The sequence below is a fragment of the Alphaproteobacteria bacterium genome (assembly GCA_017308135.1).
Classification (GTDB): Bacteria; Pseudomonadota; Alphaproteobacteria; order CACIAM-22H2; family CACIAM-22H2; genus Tagaea.
In genome coordinates this window covers 59,029-78,264 of the sequence record JAFKFM010000016.1, presented here as the reverse complement: position 1 = coordinate 78,264, position 19,236 = coordinate 59,029, and the positions used below count along the sequence as shown (strand labels likewise).

Annotated in this window: 19 protein-coding genes; 14 read left to right on the top strand and 5 right to left on the bottom strand. The window is 65.4% G+C overall.

The window, feature by feature from the left end:
* Genes J0H39_25310 through J0H39_25295 form a run of 4 tightly spaced genes read left to right on the top strand, consistent with a single transcriptional unit; the run spans position 1 to position 2,798 of the window.
* Positions 1–501, top strand: a complete 501-nt coding sequence (locus J0H39_25310) for a hypothetical protein (protein MBN9500083.1) — start codon at positions 1–3, stop codon at positions 499–501.
* Complete coding sequence (locus J0H39_25305) at positions 498–941, top strand: DUF1489 domain-containing protein (protein MBN9500082.1); 444 nt, start codon at positions 498–500, stop codon at positions 939–941. Before J0H39_25310 ends, J0H39_25305 begins: the two co-directional genes overlap by 4 nt.
* A gap of 16 nt (positions 942–957) precedes the next feature.
* Positions 958–1,809: a pyridoxal kinase PdxY gene (pdxY, locus tag J0H39_25300; protein MBN9500081.1), complete on the top strand. Its 852-nt coding sequence runs from the start codon at positions 958–960 to the stop codon at positions 1,807–1,809.
* An 11-nt stretch (positions 1,810–1,820) separates the two neighbouring features.
* Positions 1,821–2,798, top strand: coding sequence for an NAD(P)-dependent alcohol dehydrogenase (locus J0H39_25295; GenBank protein ID MBN9500080.1), 978 nt, complete (start codon positions 1,821–1,823; stop codon positions 2,796–2,798).
* A 17-nt stretch (positions 2,799–2,815) separates the two neighbouring features.
* Here the strand turns inward: J0H39_25295 and J0H39_25290 are convergent, their stop codons facing one another.
* The 3 genes from J0H39_25290 to J0H39_25280 are packed head-to-tail and all read right to left on the bottom strand — an operon-like array spanning position 2,816 to position 6,305.
* Entirely contained in the window at positions 2,816–3,418 is a 603-nt protein-coding gene (locus J0H39_25290) for a 2-hydroxychromene-2-carboxylate isomerase (GenBank protein MBN9500079.1), read from the bottom strand.
* On the bottom strand, positions 3,415–5,049 hold the full coding sequence (locus J0H39_25285) for an acyl-CoA synthetase (GenBank protein MBN9500078.1): 1,635 nt from the start codon (positions 5,047–5,049) through the stop codon (positions 3,415–3,417). Before J0H39_25285 ends, J0H39_25290 begins: the two co-directional genes overlap by 4 nt.
* Positions 5,049–6,305 (bottom strand): pentapeptide repeat-containing protein, encoded by a 1,257-nt coding sequence (locus J0H39_25280; protein MBN9500077.1) that lies wholly within the window; start codon positions 6,303–6,305, stop codon positions 5,049–5,051. The genes J0H39_25285 and J0H39_25280 overlap by 1 nt, the downstream gene beginning before the upstream one ends.
* A 203-nt stretch (positions 6,306–6,508) precedes the next feature.
* Here J0H39_25280 and J0H39_25275 point away from each other — a divergent pair, with 203 nt between their 5' ends.
* The 3 genes from J0H39_25275 to J0H39_25265 are packed head-to-tail and all read left to right on the top strand — an operon-like array spanning position 6,509 to position 8,791.
* Positions 6,509–7,345 (top strand): AAA family ATPase, encoded by an 837-nt coding sequence (locus J0H39_25275; GenBank protein MBN9500076.1) that lies wholly within the window; start codon positions 6,509–6,511, stop codon positions 7,343–7,345.
* Positions 7,346–7,377: 32 nt separating this feature from the next.
* A complete protein-coding gene (locus J0H39_25270) occupies positions 7,378–8,085 on the top strand; it encodes a VWA domain-containing protein (protein MBN9500075.1) in 708 nt (235 codons plus the stop codon).
* A 4-nt stretch (positions 8,086–8,089) separates the two neighbouring features.
* Positions 8,090–8,791, top strand: a complete 702-nt coding sequence (locus tag J0H39_25265) for a DnaJ domain-containing protein (GenBank protein MBN9500074.1) — start codon at positions 8,090–8,092, stop codon at positions 8,789–8,791.
* Here J0H39_25265 and J0H39_25260 read toward each other — a convergent pair.
* A complete protein-coding gene (locus tag J0H39_25260; GenBank protein MBN9500073.1) occupies positions 8,757–9,680 on the bottom strand; it encodes a LysR family transcriptional regulator in 924 nt (307 codons plus the stop codon). The two genes, J0H39_25265 and J0H39_25260, sit on opposite strands and share 35 nt — an antisense overlap.
* 128 nt (positions 9,681–9,808) lie before the next feature.
* Here J0H39_25260 and J0H39_25255 point away from each other — a divergent pair, with 128 nt between their 5' ends.
* The 5 genes from J0H39_25255 (at position 9,809) to J0H39_25235 (ending at position 14,566) form a co-directional block, all read left to right on the top strand.
* A complete protein-coding gene (locus J0H39_25255; protein MBN9500072.1) occupies positions 9,809–10,333 on the top strand; it encodes a nuclear transport factor 2 family protein in 525 nt (174 codons plus the stop codon).
* 104 nt (positions 10,334–10,437) lie between these two features.
* Positions 10,438–11,304: a UTP--glucose-1-phosphate uridylyltransferase GalU gene (galU, locus tag J0H39_25250; GenBank protein MBN9500071.1), complete on the top strand. Its 867-nt coding sequence runs from the start codon at positions 10,438–10,440 to the stop codon at positions 11,302–11,304.
* An 88-nt stretch (positions 11,305–11,392) separates the two neighbouring features.
* Complete coding sequence (locus tag J0H39_25245) at positions 11,393–12,724, top strand: UDP-glucose/GDP-mannose dehydrogenase family protein (protein MBN9500070.1); 1,332 nt, start codon at positions 11,393–11,395, stop codon at positions 12,722–12,724.
* On the top strand, positions 12,724–14,124 hold the full coding sequence (locus J0H39_25240; protein ID MBN9500069.1) for a phosphomannomutase/phosphoglucomutase: 1,401 nt from the start codon (positions 12,724–12,726) through the stop codon (positions 14,122–14,124). The genes J0H39_25245 and J0H39_25240 overlap by 1 nt, the downstream gene beginning before the upstream one ends.
* 1 nt (position 14,125) lies before the next feature.
* Positions 14,126–14,566: a gamma-glutamylcyclotransferase gene (locus tag J0H39_25235; protein MBN9500068.1), complete on the top strand. Its 441-nt coding sequence runs from the start codon at positions 14,126–14,128 to the stop codon at positions 14,564–14,566.
* A 65-nt stretch (positions 14,567–14,631) separates the two neighbouring features.
* Here the strand turns inward: J0H39_25235 and leuA are convergent, their stop codons facing one another.
* Complete coding sequence (leuA, locus tag J0H39_25230) at positions 14,632–16,302, bottom strand: 2-isopropylmalate synthase (protein ID MBN9500067.1); 1,671 nt, start codon at positions 16,300–16,302, stop codon at positions 14,632–14,634.
* Positions 16,303–16,650: 348 nt separating this feature from the next.
* Between leuA and J0H39_25225 the strand changes: the two genes are divergently transcribed.
* Positions 16,651–17,685 carry an ABC transporter substrate-binding protein gene (locus tag J0H39_25225; protein ID MBN9500066.1) on the top strand — a complete coding sequence of 345 codons (1,035 nt, stop codon included), beginning with the start codon at positions 16,651–16,653 and terminating at the stop codon, positions 17,683–17,685.
* Between the two features lie 14 nt (positions 17,686–17,699).
* On the top strand, positions 17,700–19,196 hold the full coding sequence (locus tag J0H39_25220) for an amidohydrolase family protein (GenBank protein ID MBN9500065.1): 1,497 nt from the start codon (positions 17,700–17,702) through the stop codon (positions 19,194–19,196).
* Positions 19,197–19,236 lie beyond the last annotated feature (40 nt).

Genomic DNA, 19,236 nt, shown 5'->3' with positions numbered 1-19,236 from the left:
ATGTCGCAAAGTGCCGCGGGCGCGCCGGGGAAGAAATTCCAGGTGCTGAACCCGCCCAATCAGTTGAAGGCGAAAGTCGGCAATGGCGGCGTGGACGAAGCCGCCGTCAAACGCATGGAAACCGCCGTGCAAGGTTTGCGTGGCGAGTTCGAGGAACAGGCGAAGACGGAATCGGTGAAGCTTGCCGCCGCCGCCGCCGAATTGCTGCGCGAGCCCAACAACATCGAGAAACGCCAGACCGTCTATATGCTGGCGCACGAACTGCGCGGTCAGGGCGGCACCTATGGATACCCGTTGATCACGCGTTTCGGCGATCAGCTGTGCCGCTATCTCGACGCGGCCGATTTTCTCGACGCCAAAGCGCTGGTGGTGGTGAAGGCCGCGGCCGACGCGATCGTCGTGGTGATCAACAACGGCGTGGCCGGCGACGGCGGCGATATCGGACGTCAGCTGGTGGCGATGCTCGACAAGGTGGTCGCCCAGGTGAAGGGCGAGGCATGAGTCTGCATCTGGTGAAGCTGTGCGTCGGCTGCGATTCCATCGAGGATCTGGCCGGCTGGCAGAAGAAGCGTCTGGCCGATCAACGCAAGCGCGGCGTGGCCAAGCCGCAGCTCAAACACACGACGCGCAACGCGCCCAAGCGCGGCGACGAGATCGCGGGCGAAGGCTCGCTCTATTGGGTCATCAAAGGCGTGATCCGTTGCCGCCAGAAGATCGTCGGCTTCAAGACGGGCAAGGACCGCGAGGGCAAGCCCTATTGCGACATTCTGCTGGCGCCCAAGCTGGTGCGCACGCGTCCGAAGCCGATGCGCGCCTTTCAGGGCTGGCGCTATTTCGAGGCCGATGCGGCCCCGCCCGATCTGACCGAGGCGGAAGCCAAGCACAGTTCCAATTTGCCGCCCGCGATGCTCGAAGAACTTCGCGCGCTGGGTTTGGTCTAGGAAGGAAGACGCCGACATGCGCAACGTGCTCTCGATCCAATCCTGGGTCGCCTATGGCCATGTCGGCAACGCCTCGGCCGTGTTCCCGATGCAGCGTCTGGGCGTCGAGGTGTGGGCGATCAACACGGTGATGTTCTCGAACCATACCGGCTACGGCAAATGGCGCGGGCCGGTCTTTCCGGCCGATCAGGTGCGCGAGGTGTTCGAAGGGATCGCCGATCGCGGCGTGCTGGGGACATGCGACGGAATCGTCTCCGGCTATATGGGCGATGCGGCGATCGGCGAAGCGATCCTCGACGCCGCCGCGCGCGTGAAGGCCGCCAACCCGCAAGCGCTTTATTGCTGCGATCCGGTGATCGGCGATGTGGGGCGCGGCGTGTTCGTGCGCCCCGGCATTCCCGAATTCATGCGCGATCGCGCCGTACCGGCGGCCGATATCGTGACGCCCAATCAATTCGAACTCGAATATCTCTCCGGCATGACGGTCAAGACGCTGGCCGACGCGTGCAAGGCGGCCGATGCGGTCCATAAGCTCGGGCCCGAGACGATCCTGTTGACCAGCCTGCATCACGACGGTTTGGCGGCCGACAAGATCGCGATGATGGTTTCCCACCACGGCAAGCGCTTCGCGGTCGAAACGCCGATGCTGAAGGTCAGCGTCAACGGGGCGGGCGACGCCATTGCGGCGTTGTTCTTCGTGCATTTCGGCCGCACGCGCGATCCGAAACTAGCGCTCGAGAACGCGACGGCGTCGATCTACGGCTTGCTGAAGCGCACCGAAGAAGCGGGTACGCGCGAGATCCAAACCGTCGCGGCGCAACAGGAATTCGTCGAGCCGACCTGGCGCTTCGCCGCGGTCGAAGTTTAGAAATCCAAATGATGCTTGCCGCGATCTGCGCCGCTTACGGCGGGCCGGACGCGGTTTGCGTGCGCGACGTTCCCCGTCCCATACCGCGCAAGGGCGAAATCCTGATCCGGATGCGTGCGGCATGCGTGACGTCAGGCGATGCACGCCTGCGCGCGGCGCGGTTTCCGACGGGCTTTGCGCTGCCCGCGCGCCTGGCGCTCGGCCTTTGGGGGCCGCGCCGCGCGATCCTCGGCGCCGAAGGTGCGGGGATCGTCGTTGCATGCGGGCCCGGCGTCTCGCGCTTCAAAGAAGGCGACGCGGTCTTCGCGTTGTTCGGTATGCGGTTCGGCGCGCATGCCCAGTGCGCTGTATTGCCCGAAACGGCCGCGATCGCGCCGATCCCGCGCGGCTATTCGTTCGAGCGTGCGTCCGCGATCGCTTTCGGCGGCTCGACCGCGCTGCATTTCCTGCGCGATTTCGGGAAAGTGGCGCCGGGCGAGCGCGTGCTGGTGAACGGCGCTTCCGGTTCGGTGGGGGCGGCGGCCGTGCAACTCGCACGGCATTTCGGCGCGCGCGTCACCGGCGTGTGCTCGGCGGCGAACACCGCGCGCGTGCTGGCGCACGGCGCGCACGAGACGATCGACTACGCCGCGCGCGAATTCGCCGACGGGCGCGAACGCTGGGATATTGTGCTCGACGCGATCGGCAACGCGCCTATCGACCGCGCGCGCAGGGCCTTGGCGCCGGGCGGGCGTTTGCTGGCGGTAGTCGCAGGCCTCGGCACGACGCTGGGGTCCGCACTGCGCCCCCAACGCGGCGCGCTGCGCGTGCTGGCCGGGACGGCCGCGGAGCATGCCGAGGACCTCGTGGTGCTCTCGGGTTTATGCGAGTCCGGCGCATTCGATCCGCCGATCGACTCCGTGTTTGCGCTCGCCGATATTGCCGCTGCGCATGCGCGGGTCGATACCGGCCGCAAGACCGGCGCCGTCGTCGTCGCGCTACCGGATTGATCGAGCCGCGCGGGCCGTCAGCCTTTCGCCAGCGCGCGGTCGAGGAAGTCGAGCCGGTCCTGGCCCCAGAACAGCTCGTCCTTGTAGACATAGGTCGGCGCGCCGAACACCTGCCGGTCGATCGCTTCCTGGGTATAGGAATCGTAGCGGCGCTTGGTTTCCTCGTTCTGCTCGGCTTCCCACAGGAAGTCGGGTTTGCGGCCGTTTTCGGCGCAAATCGCCTTCAGCGTTTCGGGATCGGAAATATCCCGATCCTCGACCCAGATCGCGCGATGGATGGCGAGCGACAGCGCCATCGCGTTGAGTTCCTTCATGTCGGCCGCGATGACGAGGCGTGACGGCAATTCGGCCGATGTCGGCCGGTTCTTGGGGGTGAGGATCAGCGGGAGGGCGAGATGCTCGCGCCAGCGCTGCAATTCCATCAAGCGATAGGCTTGGCGCTGCTTCGGCCGTTGGGCGAGCGGCAAGCCGCCCGACACGGGGAAGACGCGGCCGTAATCGACCGGTTTCACTTCGATATGGGCGTTGTGCCGCTTGGCGATGGCGACGAAGCGTTCATGCCCCAGATAGGCCCAGGGCGACAGCGGGGTGAAGTAGTAGTCGATCGTCTTCGCGGTCATGGCGTCTTCCCTTCGCGTTTTTGAGCTTCGCGGCGTTTGAGTTCCCGGCGCACGATCTTGCCCGTCGCCGTCATCGGCAATTCGGACACGAACTCGATTTCGCGCGGGTATTCATGCGCGGCCAGGCGCGTGCGCACATGCGCCTGCAGGTCGCGCACCAGATCGTCGCCCGGCGTTATCCCCGGTTTGGCGACGATAAAGGCTTTGATCGCTTCGGTGCGGATCGGATCGGGCACGCCGATCACCGCGGCCATGCTGACGGCCGGATGGCGGATCAGGCAATCCTCGATCTCCGCCGGGCCGATGCGATAGCCGGCCGAGGTGATCACGTCGTCCGCTCGGCCGACATATTTGAAATAGCCTTGCGCGTCGCGCCGCCCGCGATCGCCGGTCTTCAGCCAATCGCCGGCGAATTTCTCGCGCGTCGCGCGGTCGTTGTTCCAGTAGCCGAGGAACATCACCGGGTCCGGGCGGCGCACGGCGATCTCGCCCGTCTCGCCGTCGGGAAGCTCGTTGCCGTCCTCGTCGATGATCGCCACGCGATGCCCGGCGGCGGCGCGGCCCATGTAACCTGCCCGCACCGGATAAAGCTTGCTGCAATTGGCGACGACCAGATTGCATTCGGTCTGGCCGTAGAATTCGTTGATCGTGACGCCGAAGGTGTTGCGGCCCCAATCGAGCAATTCTTCGCCCAGCGTTTCGCCGCCCGAGCCGATGGAGCGCAAGGCCGCCCCATGACCGGCGGGGACGGGGTGCCCACGCATCAGCTTCAACGCCGTCGGCGGAAAGAACACGTTGCGCACCTTGTGGCGCGCCATCAGCGCATAGGCGGCGTCGGGCTCGAATTTGCGCAGGCGTTTGGCGAGCACGGGCACGCCATGATGGAGCGACGGCAGCAGCACGTCGAGCAAGCCGCCGATCCACGCCCAATCGGCGGGCGTCCAGAACAAATCGTCCGGCTGCGGGAACAGATCCTGCGGCATCTCCACGCCCGGCAGATGGCCGAGCAGCACACGATGCGCGTGCAAGGCGCCTTTCGGATTTCCGGTGGTGCCGGAGGTGTAGATGATCAGGGCCGGATCGTCCGCCGCCGTATCGACCGGCGTGAAATCGTCCGACGCCTTGTCGAGCAGCGCCTGGAAATCATGCGTGCCGTCGATGCCCTTGCCGTCGACCACGATGATCGCGCGCAAAGCGGGCAGGCGGGCGCGGATCGCCAGCAACTTCGGCAATTGGGCGAGATCGGTGACGACGCACGCCGCCCCGCAATCGCCAAGCCGATATTCCAATGCGTCTTCGCCGAACAGCACGAAGAGCGGCACGGCGATCAAGCCGGCTTTATACGCGGCGATATGTGCGACCGCCGTTTCGGGGCTTTGTTGCAGCAGAATCCCCGCCCGATCGCCGCGCGCGAGACCCAAGGCGCCCAGCGCGTTGGCGAAACGGTTGGTCAACGCGCGCAATTCGCCGAATTTGATGACGCGGACGGCGCCCGAATCGTCGTCGAACAGAATCGCGGGCTTGGCTGCGTCCTGCCTGTCGCAGACATCGACGCCGATATTGAAGCGGTCGGGGATCGCCCAGCGGAACTTGGCCAGCAGCTGTTCGTAGCTGTCGGCTTGGGGCAACATCAGCGTTGCGTGCCCTCGAACAGCGCGCCGTCGACATAGGCGCCGGCGAGATTGGCGCCGCGCAGATCGGCCCCTCGGAAATCCGCCTCGCGCAAATCGGCGCCGCGCAGATCCGCGCCGATCAGCGACGCTTTGCTCAGGCTGGTTGTCAAGCGCCGGCCGGTGGGCGTGCCGTCGGCCGCGATGATTTCCATCGGATGGCCGATCGCGCCGCCGAAGATGGCGCCTTCCAGGCGTGCGCCCAGCATTTGCGCGCCGGAGATATTCGCGTCGGAGAAATCGGATTTTTCCGCGCGCACCGACAGGAAGGTGGCGAGCTTCAACGTCGCGGCGACGAAGCGGCTGCGGCTCAAAATCGCGCCGTCGAATTTGGCGCCCGACAATTCGCAGCCGCCGAAATCCACGTCCGACAGATCCTGCCCGCCGAATTCGGCGCGGGCGCCTTCCTTGCCGTTGGTCTTCACCCACTGCGCGTGCTGCTCGATCTGTTCCTTGTAGCGCGCGGGCAGATTGGAACCCGCCGGCGGATCGGCGTAGATCGTGCCTTCCAGCTTGGCGCCGGCCATCTGCACGTTGTTCATTTCGACGTTGCGCAAATCCACGCCCGACAGATCGGCGTTGCGCAAAGAAGCGCCGTTGAGCTTGGCGCCGGTCAGCATCGCGCCCTTCAGCTTGGCGCCGTCGAGCTTCACGCCGGTCAGATCCGCGCCGCGCAGATTGGCGCAGAACAAAGTGGCGCCGGCGAGCGAAGCGCTTTTGAGCGACGCCCCCGCCATGTTGGCGAAGGACATGTCGGTGGAATCCAGCGCCGCCGTTTCCATGTCCGCGTTCTCGAAACTCGCGGCGCGTTCCTTGGTGTCGGATTGCAAACCGGCCCAATCGACGATCTGGCCCGGGCGCAAATCGCAGCCCGACAGATCCGCACCGCGCAGCTTGGCGCGCACGAAGGATGCGGCGCGCAGATCGGCCTTGCGGAACACGCTGCGCGTGAGATCGGCGCCCGAGAAATCGCAGGCGAACAGATCCGCCATCGAGAAGTCGCAATCGGTCAGCGTGCAGTTCGAAAAGTTCGAACTCGACAGGATGGCCGAGGAGAGATTGCCCCCCGACAGCGTCGCGAAGGCGAAGTTCTGCTTGCGGCTGTCGGCGCGCTGGCCGCCGGACTTGCCGAAGATATAGGCCCAGTGGCGTTCCGCGACCTGGCGCAGGCGGAACGTGGCGGCGGCGGCGGAACCGGATGTTTGAGGCTGTGTCATGTGCTTCGACGCATATGTTTAGCAGGGGTCCGGGAATCGCGCACGCCTCGCCGCAAAATTTTCAAGCCGGTCGATGCGGGGCATTCGAGGTAAAATGGCTCATGATCTCCGATTCGACCGGCCAAACGGGCTTGTTCGGCGCTGCGGGCGCCGATTTTGGCCCGCAAAGCGCCTCGGCCGCGAATTTTGACACCGCCCCCGCAATGCAGCAACGGGCGCGGATCATCGTGCTGGGCAACGAAAAAGGCGGGTCGGGCAAGTCGACCGTGGCGATGCATCTGGTCGTCGGGTTGCTGCGCGAAGGGCTGAAGGTCGGCACGATCGACGTGGATTCCCGCCAGGCGACGCTGACCCGCTATCTCGAAAACCGAGCCCAGACGATGGAGCGGCTGAAACTGCCCTTGCCGCTGCCCGATCACCGCTTGGTCGCGCGCTCCAAATTGGCGCCGTCGGAAGCGGTGGCGGACGAGACCCAGCGTTTCGAGGCGGCTTTGGGCGAGCTCGCGTCGAACCATGACGTGGTCGTGATCGACACGCCCGGCTCCGACCAGACATTGAGCCGTGTCGCACATAGCTATGCCGACACGCTGGTCACGCCGATGAACGACAGCTTCGTCGATCTCGATTTGATCGCGAAGGTCGAGCCCGTCACGCTGAAGATCATCTGCCCCTCCGCCTATTCGGCGATGGTGTGGGACCAAAAGAAGGTGCGTGCTAAGCGCGACGCGAAGTCGATCGACTGGCTTGTCCTTCGCAACCGCGTTGCGTCGGTCGAGGCGCGCAACAAGAAGAATATGACCCAGGCGCTGGACGCCCTCGCCAAGCGCTTCGGCTTCCGCCAGGCGGCGGGGCTGGGTGACCGCGTGGTGTTCCGCGAATTGTTCCTCATGGGCCTCACGCTGCTCGATTTGCGCGAGCGCGGCATCGTTACGCCGCTGACGATGAGCCATATCGCCGGCCGCCAGGAAATCCGCGCCATTCTCCACGCCGTGGGCGTGCGCGAGGCGCCCGAACCTGCCCCCTTGCCGACGGCGTTGTAGACGGCGCCGGACAAACCTATTTCAATTGGGTCATGTCCGGCCCGAACCTCCCCGCCAAGTCGAACCGCAAAGACATCGCGGCGTTTCTCGACAAGGTGAAGTCGCTGCCCGTCGCGGCCGGCCCCGCGGCCGCGCGGCGCGGGCGGCTGATCTTCGCGTTGGATGCGACGGCGAGCCGCGAACCGATGTGGGAGCGCGCCGGCAAGCTGCAAAGTGAGATGTTCCTCGCCGCCAAGGATTTGGGCGGTTTGGACGTGCAACTCGTCCATTACGGCGGACTTGCGGATTTTCAGGCGGGGCCGTTTGTCGCGGATGCCACGGCTTTGGTCGCGCGCATGCGCGCCGTGCGTTGCGCCCCCGGCGAAACCCAGATCGGCAATGTGCTTCGCCACGGCATCGCGGAGACTCGGCGCGCGAAGGTCGCAGCCTTGGTGTTCGTCGGCGACGCGGTCGAAGAAAACCCCGACTCGTTGGCGAAGTACGCGGGCGAGTTGGGCTTGCTCGGCACGCCGGTTTTCGTGTTCCACGAAGGTGGCGATGCTTTGGCGCGGGGTGCTCTTGAGGCCATCGCGCGCCTGTCGGGCGGCGCCTATTGCCCGTTCGACGCGAATGCGGCCGATGCGCTGCGCGATCTGCTCGCCGCCGTCGCGGCCTTCGCGGCTGGCGGGCGCAAGGCGCTGGCGGATATGTCGGCGCGCAAAGGCGGGGCGGTCGCCTTGCTCGCGCGTCAGGTAAGATAGCGCGATGTTTCTGATCTACCTCATCATCGGCACGATCCTGGCTTTCGCCCTTTGGCAGATCGTCAAAGGCTTGATCGACGCCAAGCCGGCGAATGTCGTGAAGGGCGCCAAAATCGGCGGCGCCGTGCTGGGTGGCATCGCCGGTTTATGGCTGCTGCTGACCGGGCGCTTGTGGTCCGCACTCGCGATCGGGTCGATGTACGGGCCGCAGCTCGCGCGCTGGTTCACCTCGTGGAAGATCGGCCGCAATGACGGTGCCCCCGATCCGGACGCAAGCTCGGGCGTCGAGAGCACATGGCTGCGCATGGAGCTCGACCACGCGACCGGCGCGCTCGACGGGCTGGTGCTGCAAGGAAGTTATCGCGGCAAGCGGCTCTCCGAACTTGAGCCGAATTCGCTCGCCGATCTGCTCGGCACGTTGCGCATCGAGGACGGCGAGGGGGCCCAGCTTCTGGAAGCCTATCTCGACCGCGTCCATCCCGAATGGCGCGGGGGCCAGGAAGCCTCGTCGGCGGCGCCCGCCGGCGAAGGGCCAATGTCGCGCGCCGAAGCCGCAAGGCTGCTGGGCGTGGCCGAGACCGCCTCGGTCGAGGAAATCAAAGCCGCCCATCGCCGCTTGATGCTGAAGGTCCACCCGGACCATGGCGGGTCGGACTATCTTGCCGCCAAGATCAATCAGGCGAAGACGACATTGTTGGGAGCCTAAAGCGACGGCGCGCCAGCGCCACGGCCTGCGCGATGGCTGGATTGCGCTCGGATTCGTTCCAGACCAGATCGAGCCGCAAGGGAAGATCGATGTCCGCGACGTCGATCAGCGTCACGTCCTCGGGGTGCCGCCAGCGCGCCGCCGAATTGACCAGCGTTACGCCGATTCCGGCCGCGACGAGCGTCAGCATCGTGGCGTCGTTCGCGCCTTCCTGGACGATGCGCGGCGCAAATCCGCCCTTTGCGCACGCGGCCATCAGCCGCGTCCAATAGGCGGGGGCGGCGTCGCGCGGGAACAGCACGAAAGCCTCGCCCGCCAGATCCTTCAGACGCAGCGATTTGCGCGCGGCGAGGCGATGTCCCTTCGGCAGGGCGGCAAGAACGCGGTCGGTCCGCACGTTGAGGCGCGCGAGATCGGCGTCGCTGCCATCGGCGGGATCGTAGGCGAAGGCGCAGTCGAGACGTCCCGCGGCGAGCGACGCGCGCGCTTCGATCGAACTCATCGGCGTCAGATCGAGTTTCAGTTCCGGCAGGCGTTGGCGCAATTCGCCCAGGAAGGCGGGAACTTCGCCGCCCCATGCCGAGCTTTCGACGAAGCCGATGCGCAACGATCCATGCGTGCCGTCCGCGAGGCGCTTGGCGCGCAGCAGCGACGCGTCGATTTCTTTCAGCAGCCGCTCGGAATCTTCCGCCAGGGCCTTGCCGGCCGCCGTCAGGCGTACGCCGCGGCCGACGCGATCGAACAACGCCGCCGCCGCGAGCCTTTCGAGTTCGGCGATCGAGCGGGAAAGCGACGGTTGGGCGATCTTCGCTTTTGCGGCGGCGTGACCGAAATGCTCGTGTTTGGCCGCCAACAGGAAATGGCGGAGATGGCGCAATTCGATAGGCATGACGTATCGATTTATCATTAAATCGTTATTGGACGTATTGATCTTTTGCGGCTCATTTTTGCCGCTGCCGGCATGGCGACCGATAGGTCGTGGCGGCCGGCGTCCTTCTGAAACGGGAGATCGCGAATATGCGCAAATCCATTATCGCTTTGGCGATGGCGGGCGTTTTGGCGGCGTCCGCCGCGACGGCCCAGCCGTCCATTCAACGACTGGCCGACGAACTCGATCTGCAACGCATTCCGGCGCTCGTCGAAGTCGCGGTCGATCGCAAGGATTGGGCGGCCGCGCGCGCGTATTTCGCCGACAATGTCCGGATCGACTTCACCTCGCTCGTCGGCGGCCAGCCCGCGACCATTCCGGCGGGCGCGCTGATCGGCGGGTGGGCCGCCAACCTCAAAGGCAACAAGCAGAGCCTGCATATTCGAGGGCACGCGCTGGTGGAGATTTCGGGCGATCGGGCGACCGTACGGTCGAACGGCTATGCCTGGAATCGCAAACCCGGCGGGCCCGACGGCGATTTGTGGGAAGTGTGGGGACACTACATCCACGACTTCGAGCGCGCGCCGCAAGGCTGGCGGATCGTCGGCTTCACATTCGTCAAAACCTATGAACGCGGATCGGTCTGGGTTCGAGATACGCCGGGCGAGGAATAGGAACAAGACCGGAACTTGCGACGCGCGGCCGCCTATGGCATGACCGGCCCGGTTCGCGCGTTATTGCGGCGCGAACCCCTTTATTTCCAACGGGACGAGTGACGATGGCGCGCGTACGCAAGGCGATTTTTCCGGTCGGCGGTTTGGGCACGCGCTTCCTGCCCGCGACCAAGGCGATGCCGAAAGAAATGCTGCCGGTCGTCGACAAGCCGCTGATCCAATACGCGGTCGAAGAAGCGCGCGCCGCCGGCATCGAACAGCTGATCTTCGTCACCGGCCGCGACAAGACGACGATCGAGGATCATTTCGATCACTCGTTCGAGTTGGAGAATACGCTGGAGACGCGCGGCAAGGCCGCCGAGCTGGCCGCGTTGCGCGAATGGCTGCCGCCGCCGGGCGATGTCGCCTATACGCGCCAGCAAGCGCCGCTGGGCCTGGGCCACGCCGTGTGGTGCGCCCGCGATCTGGTGGGCAACGAGCCCTTCGCCGTGCTGCTCGCCGACGATCTGATCCTGTCCAAGACGCCGTGCTTGAAGCAGATGATCGACATCTATCCCGAAGTGCGCGGCAATATCGTCGCCGCGATGGAAGTGCCCAAGGCGCATACCAGCCGCTACGGCATTCTGTCGCCGGGCCGCGACGACGGCCGTCTCGTGCAAGTGCGCGGGCTGGTCGAAAAGCCGAAGCCGGACGAAGCCCCGTCGAACCTCGCGGTCATCGGGCGCTATATTTTGGAACCCGCCGTGTTCGACCATCTGGACAAGAAGAAGAAGGGGGCCGGCGGCGAAATCCAGCTGACGGACTCGTTGATTCCGCTGATCGGCCAATCGCCGTTCCACGGCTATCGCTTCGAAGGCCAGCGTTTCGATTGCGGCGACAAAATCGGCTTCTTCGAAGCGCAGATCGCGTTTGCCCTGGAACGCGCCGATCTGGGCCCCGCCGCGCGCGAGGTCGTGAAGCGTTACTCCTGAAATGACAAGGGGTTAATACCCCTCTCGACTTGATCCGGCCCGGCTTGTAGAAGCGCCGGGCCTCCGCTTCCTCCTGGAGATTCTTCCTATGCGCATCGTGATGGTCGGTACCGGCTATGTGGGCCTGGTGACCGGGGCGTGCTTTTCCGAATTCGGCGTCGACGTCACCTGCGTCGACAAGGACGCCGGCAAGATCGACCGCCTGAACAAGGGCGGCATTCCGATCTTCGAGCCGGGCCTCGACAAGCTGGTCGAGACGAACGTGAAGGCGGGCCGCCTGCATTTCACGACCGATCTCGCCAAGGCCGTGCCGGGTGCGGATGCGATCTTCATCGCGGTGGGCACGCCGTCGCGCCGCGGCGACGGGCATGCGGATCTCTCCTATGTCTACGCCGCCGCCGAGGAAATCGGCCGCGCGTTGACCGGCTATGCCGTCGTTGTGACGAAGTCGACCGTGCCGGTGGGTACTGGCCGCGAAGTCCAGCGCCGCATCAAGGCCGTGCGCCCCGACGCGCAATTCGACGTCGCGTCGAACCCGGAATTCCTGCGCGAGGGCGCGGCGATCGGCGATTTCATGCGCCCCGACCGCGTGGTGATCGGGGCCGAAAGCGAGCGCGCGCGCGAAGTGATGCGCCAGCTCTATCGCCCGCTGTATCTCATCGAAACGCCGATCGTGTTCACGTCGCTGGAAACGTCGGAGCTGATCAAATACGCGGCGAACACGTTCCTTGCCGCCAAGATCACCTTCATCAACGAGATCGCCGATCTGTGCGAGAAGGTCGGCGCCGACGTGCACGACGTCGCCAAGGGCATCGGCCTCGACGGGCGTATCGGGAAGAAATTCCTGCATCCCGGCCCCGGTTACGGCGGCTCGTGCTTCCCGAAGGATACGCTGGCGCTGGTCAAGACCGCGCAGGATTACGGCAGCCCGCTGCGCATCATCGAAACGGTCGTCGACATCAACGACAAGCGCAAGAAGGCGATGGCCGCGCGCGTCGTCGCGGCGTGCGGCGGTTCGGTCAAAGGGAAGACGGTCGCCGTGCTGGGCCTCACCTTCAAGCCGAACACCGACGATATGCGCGATAGCCCCTCGCTCGACATTTTGCCGGCGTTGCAGGCGGAAGGCGCGAAGATCGTCGCCTATGATCCCGAAGGCATGCACGAGGCGAAGTCGATGCTGCCCGGCGTCGAGCTCGCCAAGGACGCCTATTCGGCGATGGAGGGGGCGGATTGCGCCCTCATCATCACCGAATGGAACGAGTTCCGTGCGCTGCAGCTCGATCGCGTGAAGAAGCTGCTGAAGAAGCCGGTGATCGTCGATTTGCGCAATTGCTACGCGCCGGCCGACATGAAGGCCGCCGGGTTCGAATACACGTCGATCGGCCGCCCCGCGACCGCCACGGGCGCGGAGGCCGGCTGATGGCGTTCCGCCACGCGTTCGAAGCCACGGTCTTGCGCGAATACGACGTGCGCGGGATCGTCGGCAAAACTTTGTCGGCGGCCGACGCCTATGCGGTCGGTCGCGGCTTCGGCTCGGCGATCGTCGCCAAGGGCGGCAAGACCGTCGCGGTCGGCTGGGACGGGCGCCTGTCCTCGCCCGAATTGTCGGGCAAGGTGATCGACGGCTTGATCGATTGCGGCCTCGACGTGCGCAAAGTGGGGCTCGGCCCCACGCCGATGCTCTATTTCGCCGCGCGCGATCTGGGCCTCGACGGCGGCGTGATGATCACCGGCAGCCACAACCCGGCCGATTATAACGGCTTCAAGATGACGATCGGGAAAGCCTCGTTCTGGGGCGCCGATATCCAGGCGATGGGCAAGGCCTGCGCCGAAGGCAAAGTCGCCGAAGGCAAGGGCAAGGCCAGCGACGTCGATGTCCGCGCGGCTTATGTCGCGCGTCTGCTGCGCGACTATCCCAAGGACGGCAAGAAGCTGAACGTCGTGTGGGATGCGGGCAACGGCGCCATGGGCCAGGTGATGGTCGATGTCTGCGCCAAGCTCCCCGGCACGCATACGCTGCTGAACGCCGAAATCGACGGGCGTTTCCCCGCCCACCATCCCGATCCGACGGTCGCCAAGAACCTCGTCCAATTGCAGGACGCGGTCGCGGCGAAGAAGGCGGATCTCGGCATCGCCTTCGACGGCGACGGCGATCGCATCGGCGTGGTCGACGGCAAGGGCCGCATCCTGTGGGGCGATCAACTCGTCGCCGTGCTGGCGTCGGAAATCCTCGCGCGCTTGCCGGGTTCGACCATCATCGCCGACGTGAAGGCGAGCCAGGTGCTGTTCGACGAGATCGCGCGCCTGGGCGGCAAGCCGCTGATGTGGAAGACCGGCCATTCGATCATCAAGACCAAGATGGCCGAAACGGCGGCCCCGCTCGCGGGCGAGATGTCGGGCCATATCTTCTTCGCCGACGGCTGGTACGGTTTCGACGACGCGATGTATGCGGGGCTCCGCCTGCTGGCGATCCTCGCGAAGCGCGACGACAGCCTCGCCGATATCCGCGATCGTTTGCCGATCGTCATCAACACGCCGGAGCTGCGTTTCCCGTGCTCGGAAACGCGCAAGCGCGAAGTGGTCGAGGAAGTGCGTGGTCGCCTCGCCGCCGAGGGCGCCGACGTGAACCCGGTCGATGGCGTGCGCGTCAACGGGCCGGATGGCTGGTGGCTGCTGCGCGCGTCGAACACGCAGGACGTGCTGGTCGCGCGCTGCGAGTCGAAGACCGAGGCGGGTCTTGCGCGTCTCAAAGCCGCGCTCGATGCGCAACTCGCGAAATCCGGCGTCGACCTGCCGCAAGACGCCGCGGCGGGACATTGATATGACCGCTCCCCTCAAGTTTTTCTTCTACGGCACGCTGATCGATCCCGCCGTGCGCCGCGCGGTGCTGGGCGGCAAGGCGCCCAAGCGCGTGGAGGACGCCACGCTGCTCGGCTGGCGCCGGCGCAAGGCCGAACGCGCGACCTTCCCCGTGGTCGTCGCCGATGGCCGCGCGAAGACGCCGGGCGTGCTGGCGCTGGACGTGACGCCGGAAGCCAAGGCGCTGCTCGACGCCTATGAAGGCAAGGGCTATCGCGCCGAATCCTGGGTCGTCGAACGCGCCGACGGCAAGCGCTTGCAGGCGCTGGTCTATGTACCCGATGGCAGCGGGGCGGTGCGCGCGTCCGATGCGGCTTGGGATTTCGAGGAATGGCGCACGACGCACAAAGCCGCCTTCCTCGCGCGTTTGAAAACGACCAAGACCGCGCCGCGCGGACGCTGAAAAAGAAAACCCCGATGCGGGGAATGCCCGCACCGGGGTTTGCGTTGCCGTAAAGAAGCTGCGCGTCAGCGCAGCGCGCGGTTGGTCGCCGAGGTCACGGCCTTGAGCGAGGCGGTGACGATATTGGAATCCACGCCCACGCCGAACAGCGTGCGCCCGCCGACTTTGGCTTCGACATAGGCGGCGGCCTTCGCCTTGGCGCCGTCGCCGCCCTTGATCGCGTGTTCGCGATAATCGACCACGTCGATCGGCACGCCGGCCGCCTTGCTCAGCGCGTCGACATAGGCCGCGATCGGCCCGTTGCCTTCGCCCGACAGGGTCGATTCTTTGCCATCGATGCGGACCTTGGCGTCGATCTTGCGCTCGGTGCCCGACTTTGTCGGCAGCGTCGTGTGCTCGACGAAGCCGAACTTGCCGCCTTCGAGATACTCGGCCGTGAAGGCGTCGTAGATGTCCTTGGCGGAGAGTTCCTTGCCCGTCGTATCGGTCACGCGCTGCACGACTTGCGCGAACTCGATCTGCAAACGGCGCGGCAATTCCAGGCCGTAATCGGTTTCGAGCAGATAGGCGATGCCGCCCTTGCCCGATTGCGAATTGACGCGGATGACCGCTTCGTAGCTGCGGCCCAGATCCTGCGGATCGATCGGCAGATAGGGCACTTCCCACAAGCCGGTATTCGACTTGGCCTGGGCGGCGAAACCTTTCTTGATCGCGTCCTGATGCGAGCCGGAGAAGGCGGTGAACACCAATTCGCCGCCATAGGGATGGCGCGGATGCACCGGCAATTGGTTGCAGTACTCGACCGTGCGCACGATCTCGTTGACGTCGCTGAGGTCGAGTTGCGGATCCACACCTTGCGTGAACAGGTTCAGCGCCAGGTTCACGACGTCCACGTTGCCCGTGCGCTCGCCATTGCCGAACAACGTGCCTTCGACGCGGTCGGCCCCGGCCAGCACGCCCATCTCGGCGGCGGCGACCCCCGTGCCGCGGTCGTTATGCGGATGCAGCGACAGGATATAGCGGTCGCGATGCTTCACGTTGCGCGCGAACCATTCGATCTGGTCGGCGTAGATGTTCGGCGTCGCCGCTTCGACCGTCGCGGGCAGATTGAAGATCATCTTGTTCTTCGCGGTCGGGCCCCATTCGTCCATCACCGCCTCGCAGATTTCCTTGGCGAAATCGAGCTCGGTCTGGGTGAAGCTTTCGGGGCTGTATTGGAACACGATTTCCGTTTCCGGCACCGTCGGCACCAGGCGCTTGACCGTTTTGGTGCCCTTCACCGCGATGTCGACGATGCCCGGCCGGTCGAGGGCGAAGACCACGCGGCGCTGCACGGTCGAGGTCGAGTTGTAGAGATGCACGACCGCGCGCTTGGCGCCCTTGATCGCCTGGAACGTGCGCTCGATCAATTCGTCGCGCGCCTGGGTCAGCACCTGGATCGTCACGTCGCCGGGGATCAGCTTTTCGTCGATCAGCTGGCGCACGAAATCGAAATCGGTCTGCGAGGCGGCGGGGAAGCCGACCTCGATTTCCTTGAAGCCCAGGCGCACCAGCAATTCGAACATGCGGCGCTTGCGCTCGGGGCCCATCGGCTCAACCAGCGCTTGGTTGCCGTCGCGCAGATCGACCGAGCACCACATCGGCGCCTTGTCGAGCGTGCGGGTGGGCCATTGGCGATCGGGCAGGTTGATCGGCGCGAATTGGCGATATTTGGAGACGTTTTTCATCGTGGGCATTTTGGCGGTTCCGTCGAATTCAAGAAAAGGAGCAGGGCGAAGACGGTCTCAGCGCGTAAGTCGCGCGAGCGCCATTGCCACGCGAATCAGGAAAGCCGGGGCGGCGAGCTGGGAACGGTCGGGGATCATAGGACGATGGAATTTCCGGTGGTGACGAGGCGAAACGGCGACTTGCCCGCGAGGCGCCCGTCCTGGCCGGACGGGGCGGGATCAAATAAGTCGAAGCGCCGTAAGTCGGAATTCCATGTTCCATGCGTAACCCAGGCATAGGCATCGGGTCAAGCGGACCGTTCCTGGCACGGAAACTGCTGAATTCGCGGCGGTTTCACCTTTCACAGGAGCCCCCCGATGCGGAATCTGCTTAAAACCCTCGCCTTCGCCGGCGCTTTCGCCCTGGCGGCGGGCACGGCCATCGCCCAGCAACCGACCACGATCCGCTTCACGCTGGGCTGGAAGACCCAAGGTTCGGACGCGGCGTTCTTCGTGGCGCGCGACAAGGGCTATTTCGCGCGCGAAGGCTTGAACGTGGTCATCGACCAGGGCGAAGGCTCGGGCGCCACGATCACGCGCATCATGGGCGGTGCCTATGACGCGGGCTTCGGCGACATCAACGCGATCATCCAGAACGCCTCGGCCTCGCCCGGCATGGCGCCGGTGATGGTGTTCCAGATGTGGACGCAGCCGCCCTTCGCGGTGGTCGCGCGCAACGCCAGCGGCATCAAGACGATCAAGGACTTCGAAGGCAAGACGCTGGGTGGTGCGCAGGGTACACCGACCACGCGGCTGATGCCGGTCTTCGCCAAGGTCAACAATCTCGACCTCGCCAAGATCAAGTTCACGACCATGGCGCCCAACCTGCAGGAGCCGATGCTGATCCAGGGCCATATGGATGCGGCGATGGTGTTCAACATCACCAGCTACTTCAACCTCGTCGGGCTCGGCCAGGATCCGGACAAGGATTATACGTGGTTCTCGTTCGGCGATTTCGGCATGGACCTCTACTCGAACGGGTTGATGGTCTCGCAAAAGCTGCTGAAGGAAAATCCCCGCGCGGTGCAGGGGCTCGTGCGCGCCGTCAGCCAAGCCACGATCGATGTCGGCAAGGATATCGGCGGCGCGATGGAGTCCGTGAAGAAGTTCGACCAGCTGGTCGATATTCCCGTCGAACAGCGCCGCCTGCGCTTCGCCTACGAAAAACTGATGATTTCGGCGGAGGCGAAGGAGATCGGGGCGGGCGACGTGAAGGACGACCGGTTGGCGCGCTCGATCGACATGGTCGTGCAGGGTTATGGCTTGACCCGCACGCCCGTGCCGTCGGAGATTTTCAACCGCTCTTTCCTGCCGCCGCGCGCCGAGCGCGAGCTGGTGTATCTGACCAACTGACCGAGGATCGTCGCATGACCGGAACGCGCCCGCTGAAAATCACCGGCGGGCGCGTTCTCGATTCCAAAACCGGACAGGCGCCGCACGCCGATATTCTGGTCGTCGACGGCGCGATCGCCGAGATCGGCAAGATCGACGCGCCCGCGGCTGAAACGCTGGATGCGTCCGACCGGCTGCTGATCCCCGGCCTTATCAACTCCCACACCCATGCGCATGGCGGGCTGGGGCGCGGGGCGGTCGCCGATCGCGTGCCGCTGGAGCTGTTCCTCACCGGCAACGGGGCCATCAACGGTTCGCGCACGTTGGAGGACAAATACATTTCGGCCGCCTTGTCGGCGGTTGAATCGATAAGGCGCGGCTGCACGGCGGCCTTCGATTTGTTCGTCGAAATTCCGGCCCCCTCGGTCGAGGGCGCGCATGCGGTGGGCCAAGCCTATGCCGATGCCGGCATGCGCGCGGTCGTCGCCCCCATGCTCGCCGACCGCACGCTGTTCCAAGCGTTCCCGGCTTTGCTCGATGCGATACCCGAGCCGCATAAATCCAAAGCCGCCGCGATGGCGATGCAGGGCTTCGAGGTCAGCCTCGCGACCGTGCGCAAGGCCATCGAGACGTGGCCGCATGATCGCGCGATGGTGCGCCCCGGCGTGGCGCCGACCATTCCGCTGCATGCCAGCGACGAATTCCTGATTGCGGCCTCGCGGCTCGCGCGCGACACCGGGTTGCGCTTCCAGACCCATCTTTGCGAGTCGAAGCCGCAAGCCGTCGCGGCGCGCGCGCGTTACGGCTGCACGATGGTCGAGCATCTCGATCGCCTCGGCGTGCTCGGCCCCGAGTTCAGCGGCGCGCACGGTATTTGGCTCGAGCCCGACGACATCAAGCGCCTCGCCGCCAAAGGCTGCGCGGTCGCGCATAACCCGCCCAGCAATTTGCGCTTGGGGTCGGGTGTCGCCGCCGTGCGCGAAATGCTCGATGCGGGTTTGCGCGTGGGTATTGGCACCGACGCGACGAATACGTCGGACGGCCAGAACATGTTCGAAGCGACGCGGCTTGCGTCGTTCCTGTCGCGGCTGCGCGGGCCCGATTTTGAGCGCTGGCTGTCGGCCGACGAAGCCTTCGCGCTGGCGACCGAAGGCTCGGCGGCGCTGCTGGGCTTCGACAAGATCGGTAAGCTCGCACCCGGCTACGCCGCCGATATCGTGTTCCTGCGTCTCGACGCGCCGAATTTCGTGCCGTTCCGCAACCCGATGACGCAGACCGTGTTCGGCGAGTCCGGCGCTTCGATCGACAAGGTGATGATCGCGGGCCGTACGGTGCTGGCGGACGGCAAGTTGCTGACGTTCGACGAAGCCGCGTTGCGCCGCAAAGCGGAAGCGGCCGCCGCGCGCCTCGACGCGGTCAATGCGGGGGCAGCGAGTGCGGCCGCCGAAATGTCGAAATTCGTCGGCACGTTTTGTCTCGCGCACGGATCGGCGCCGTGCCCGGTGCATCGGCGCATGGCCGACGCGCCATAGTTACCCAAGACAAACGGTTGCACTGTTTCGGCGTCGAAAA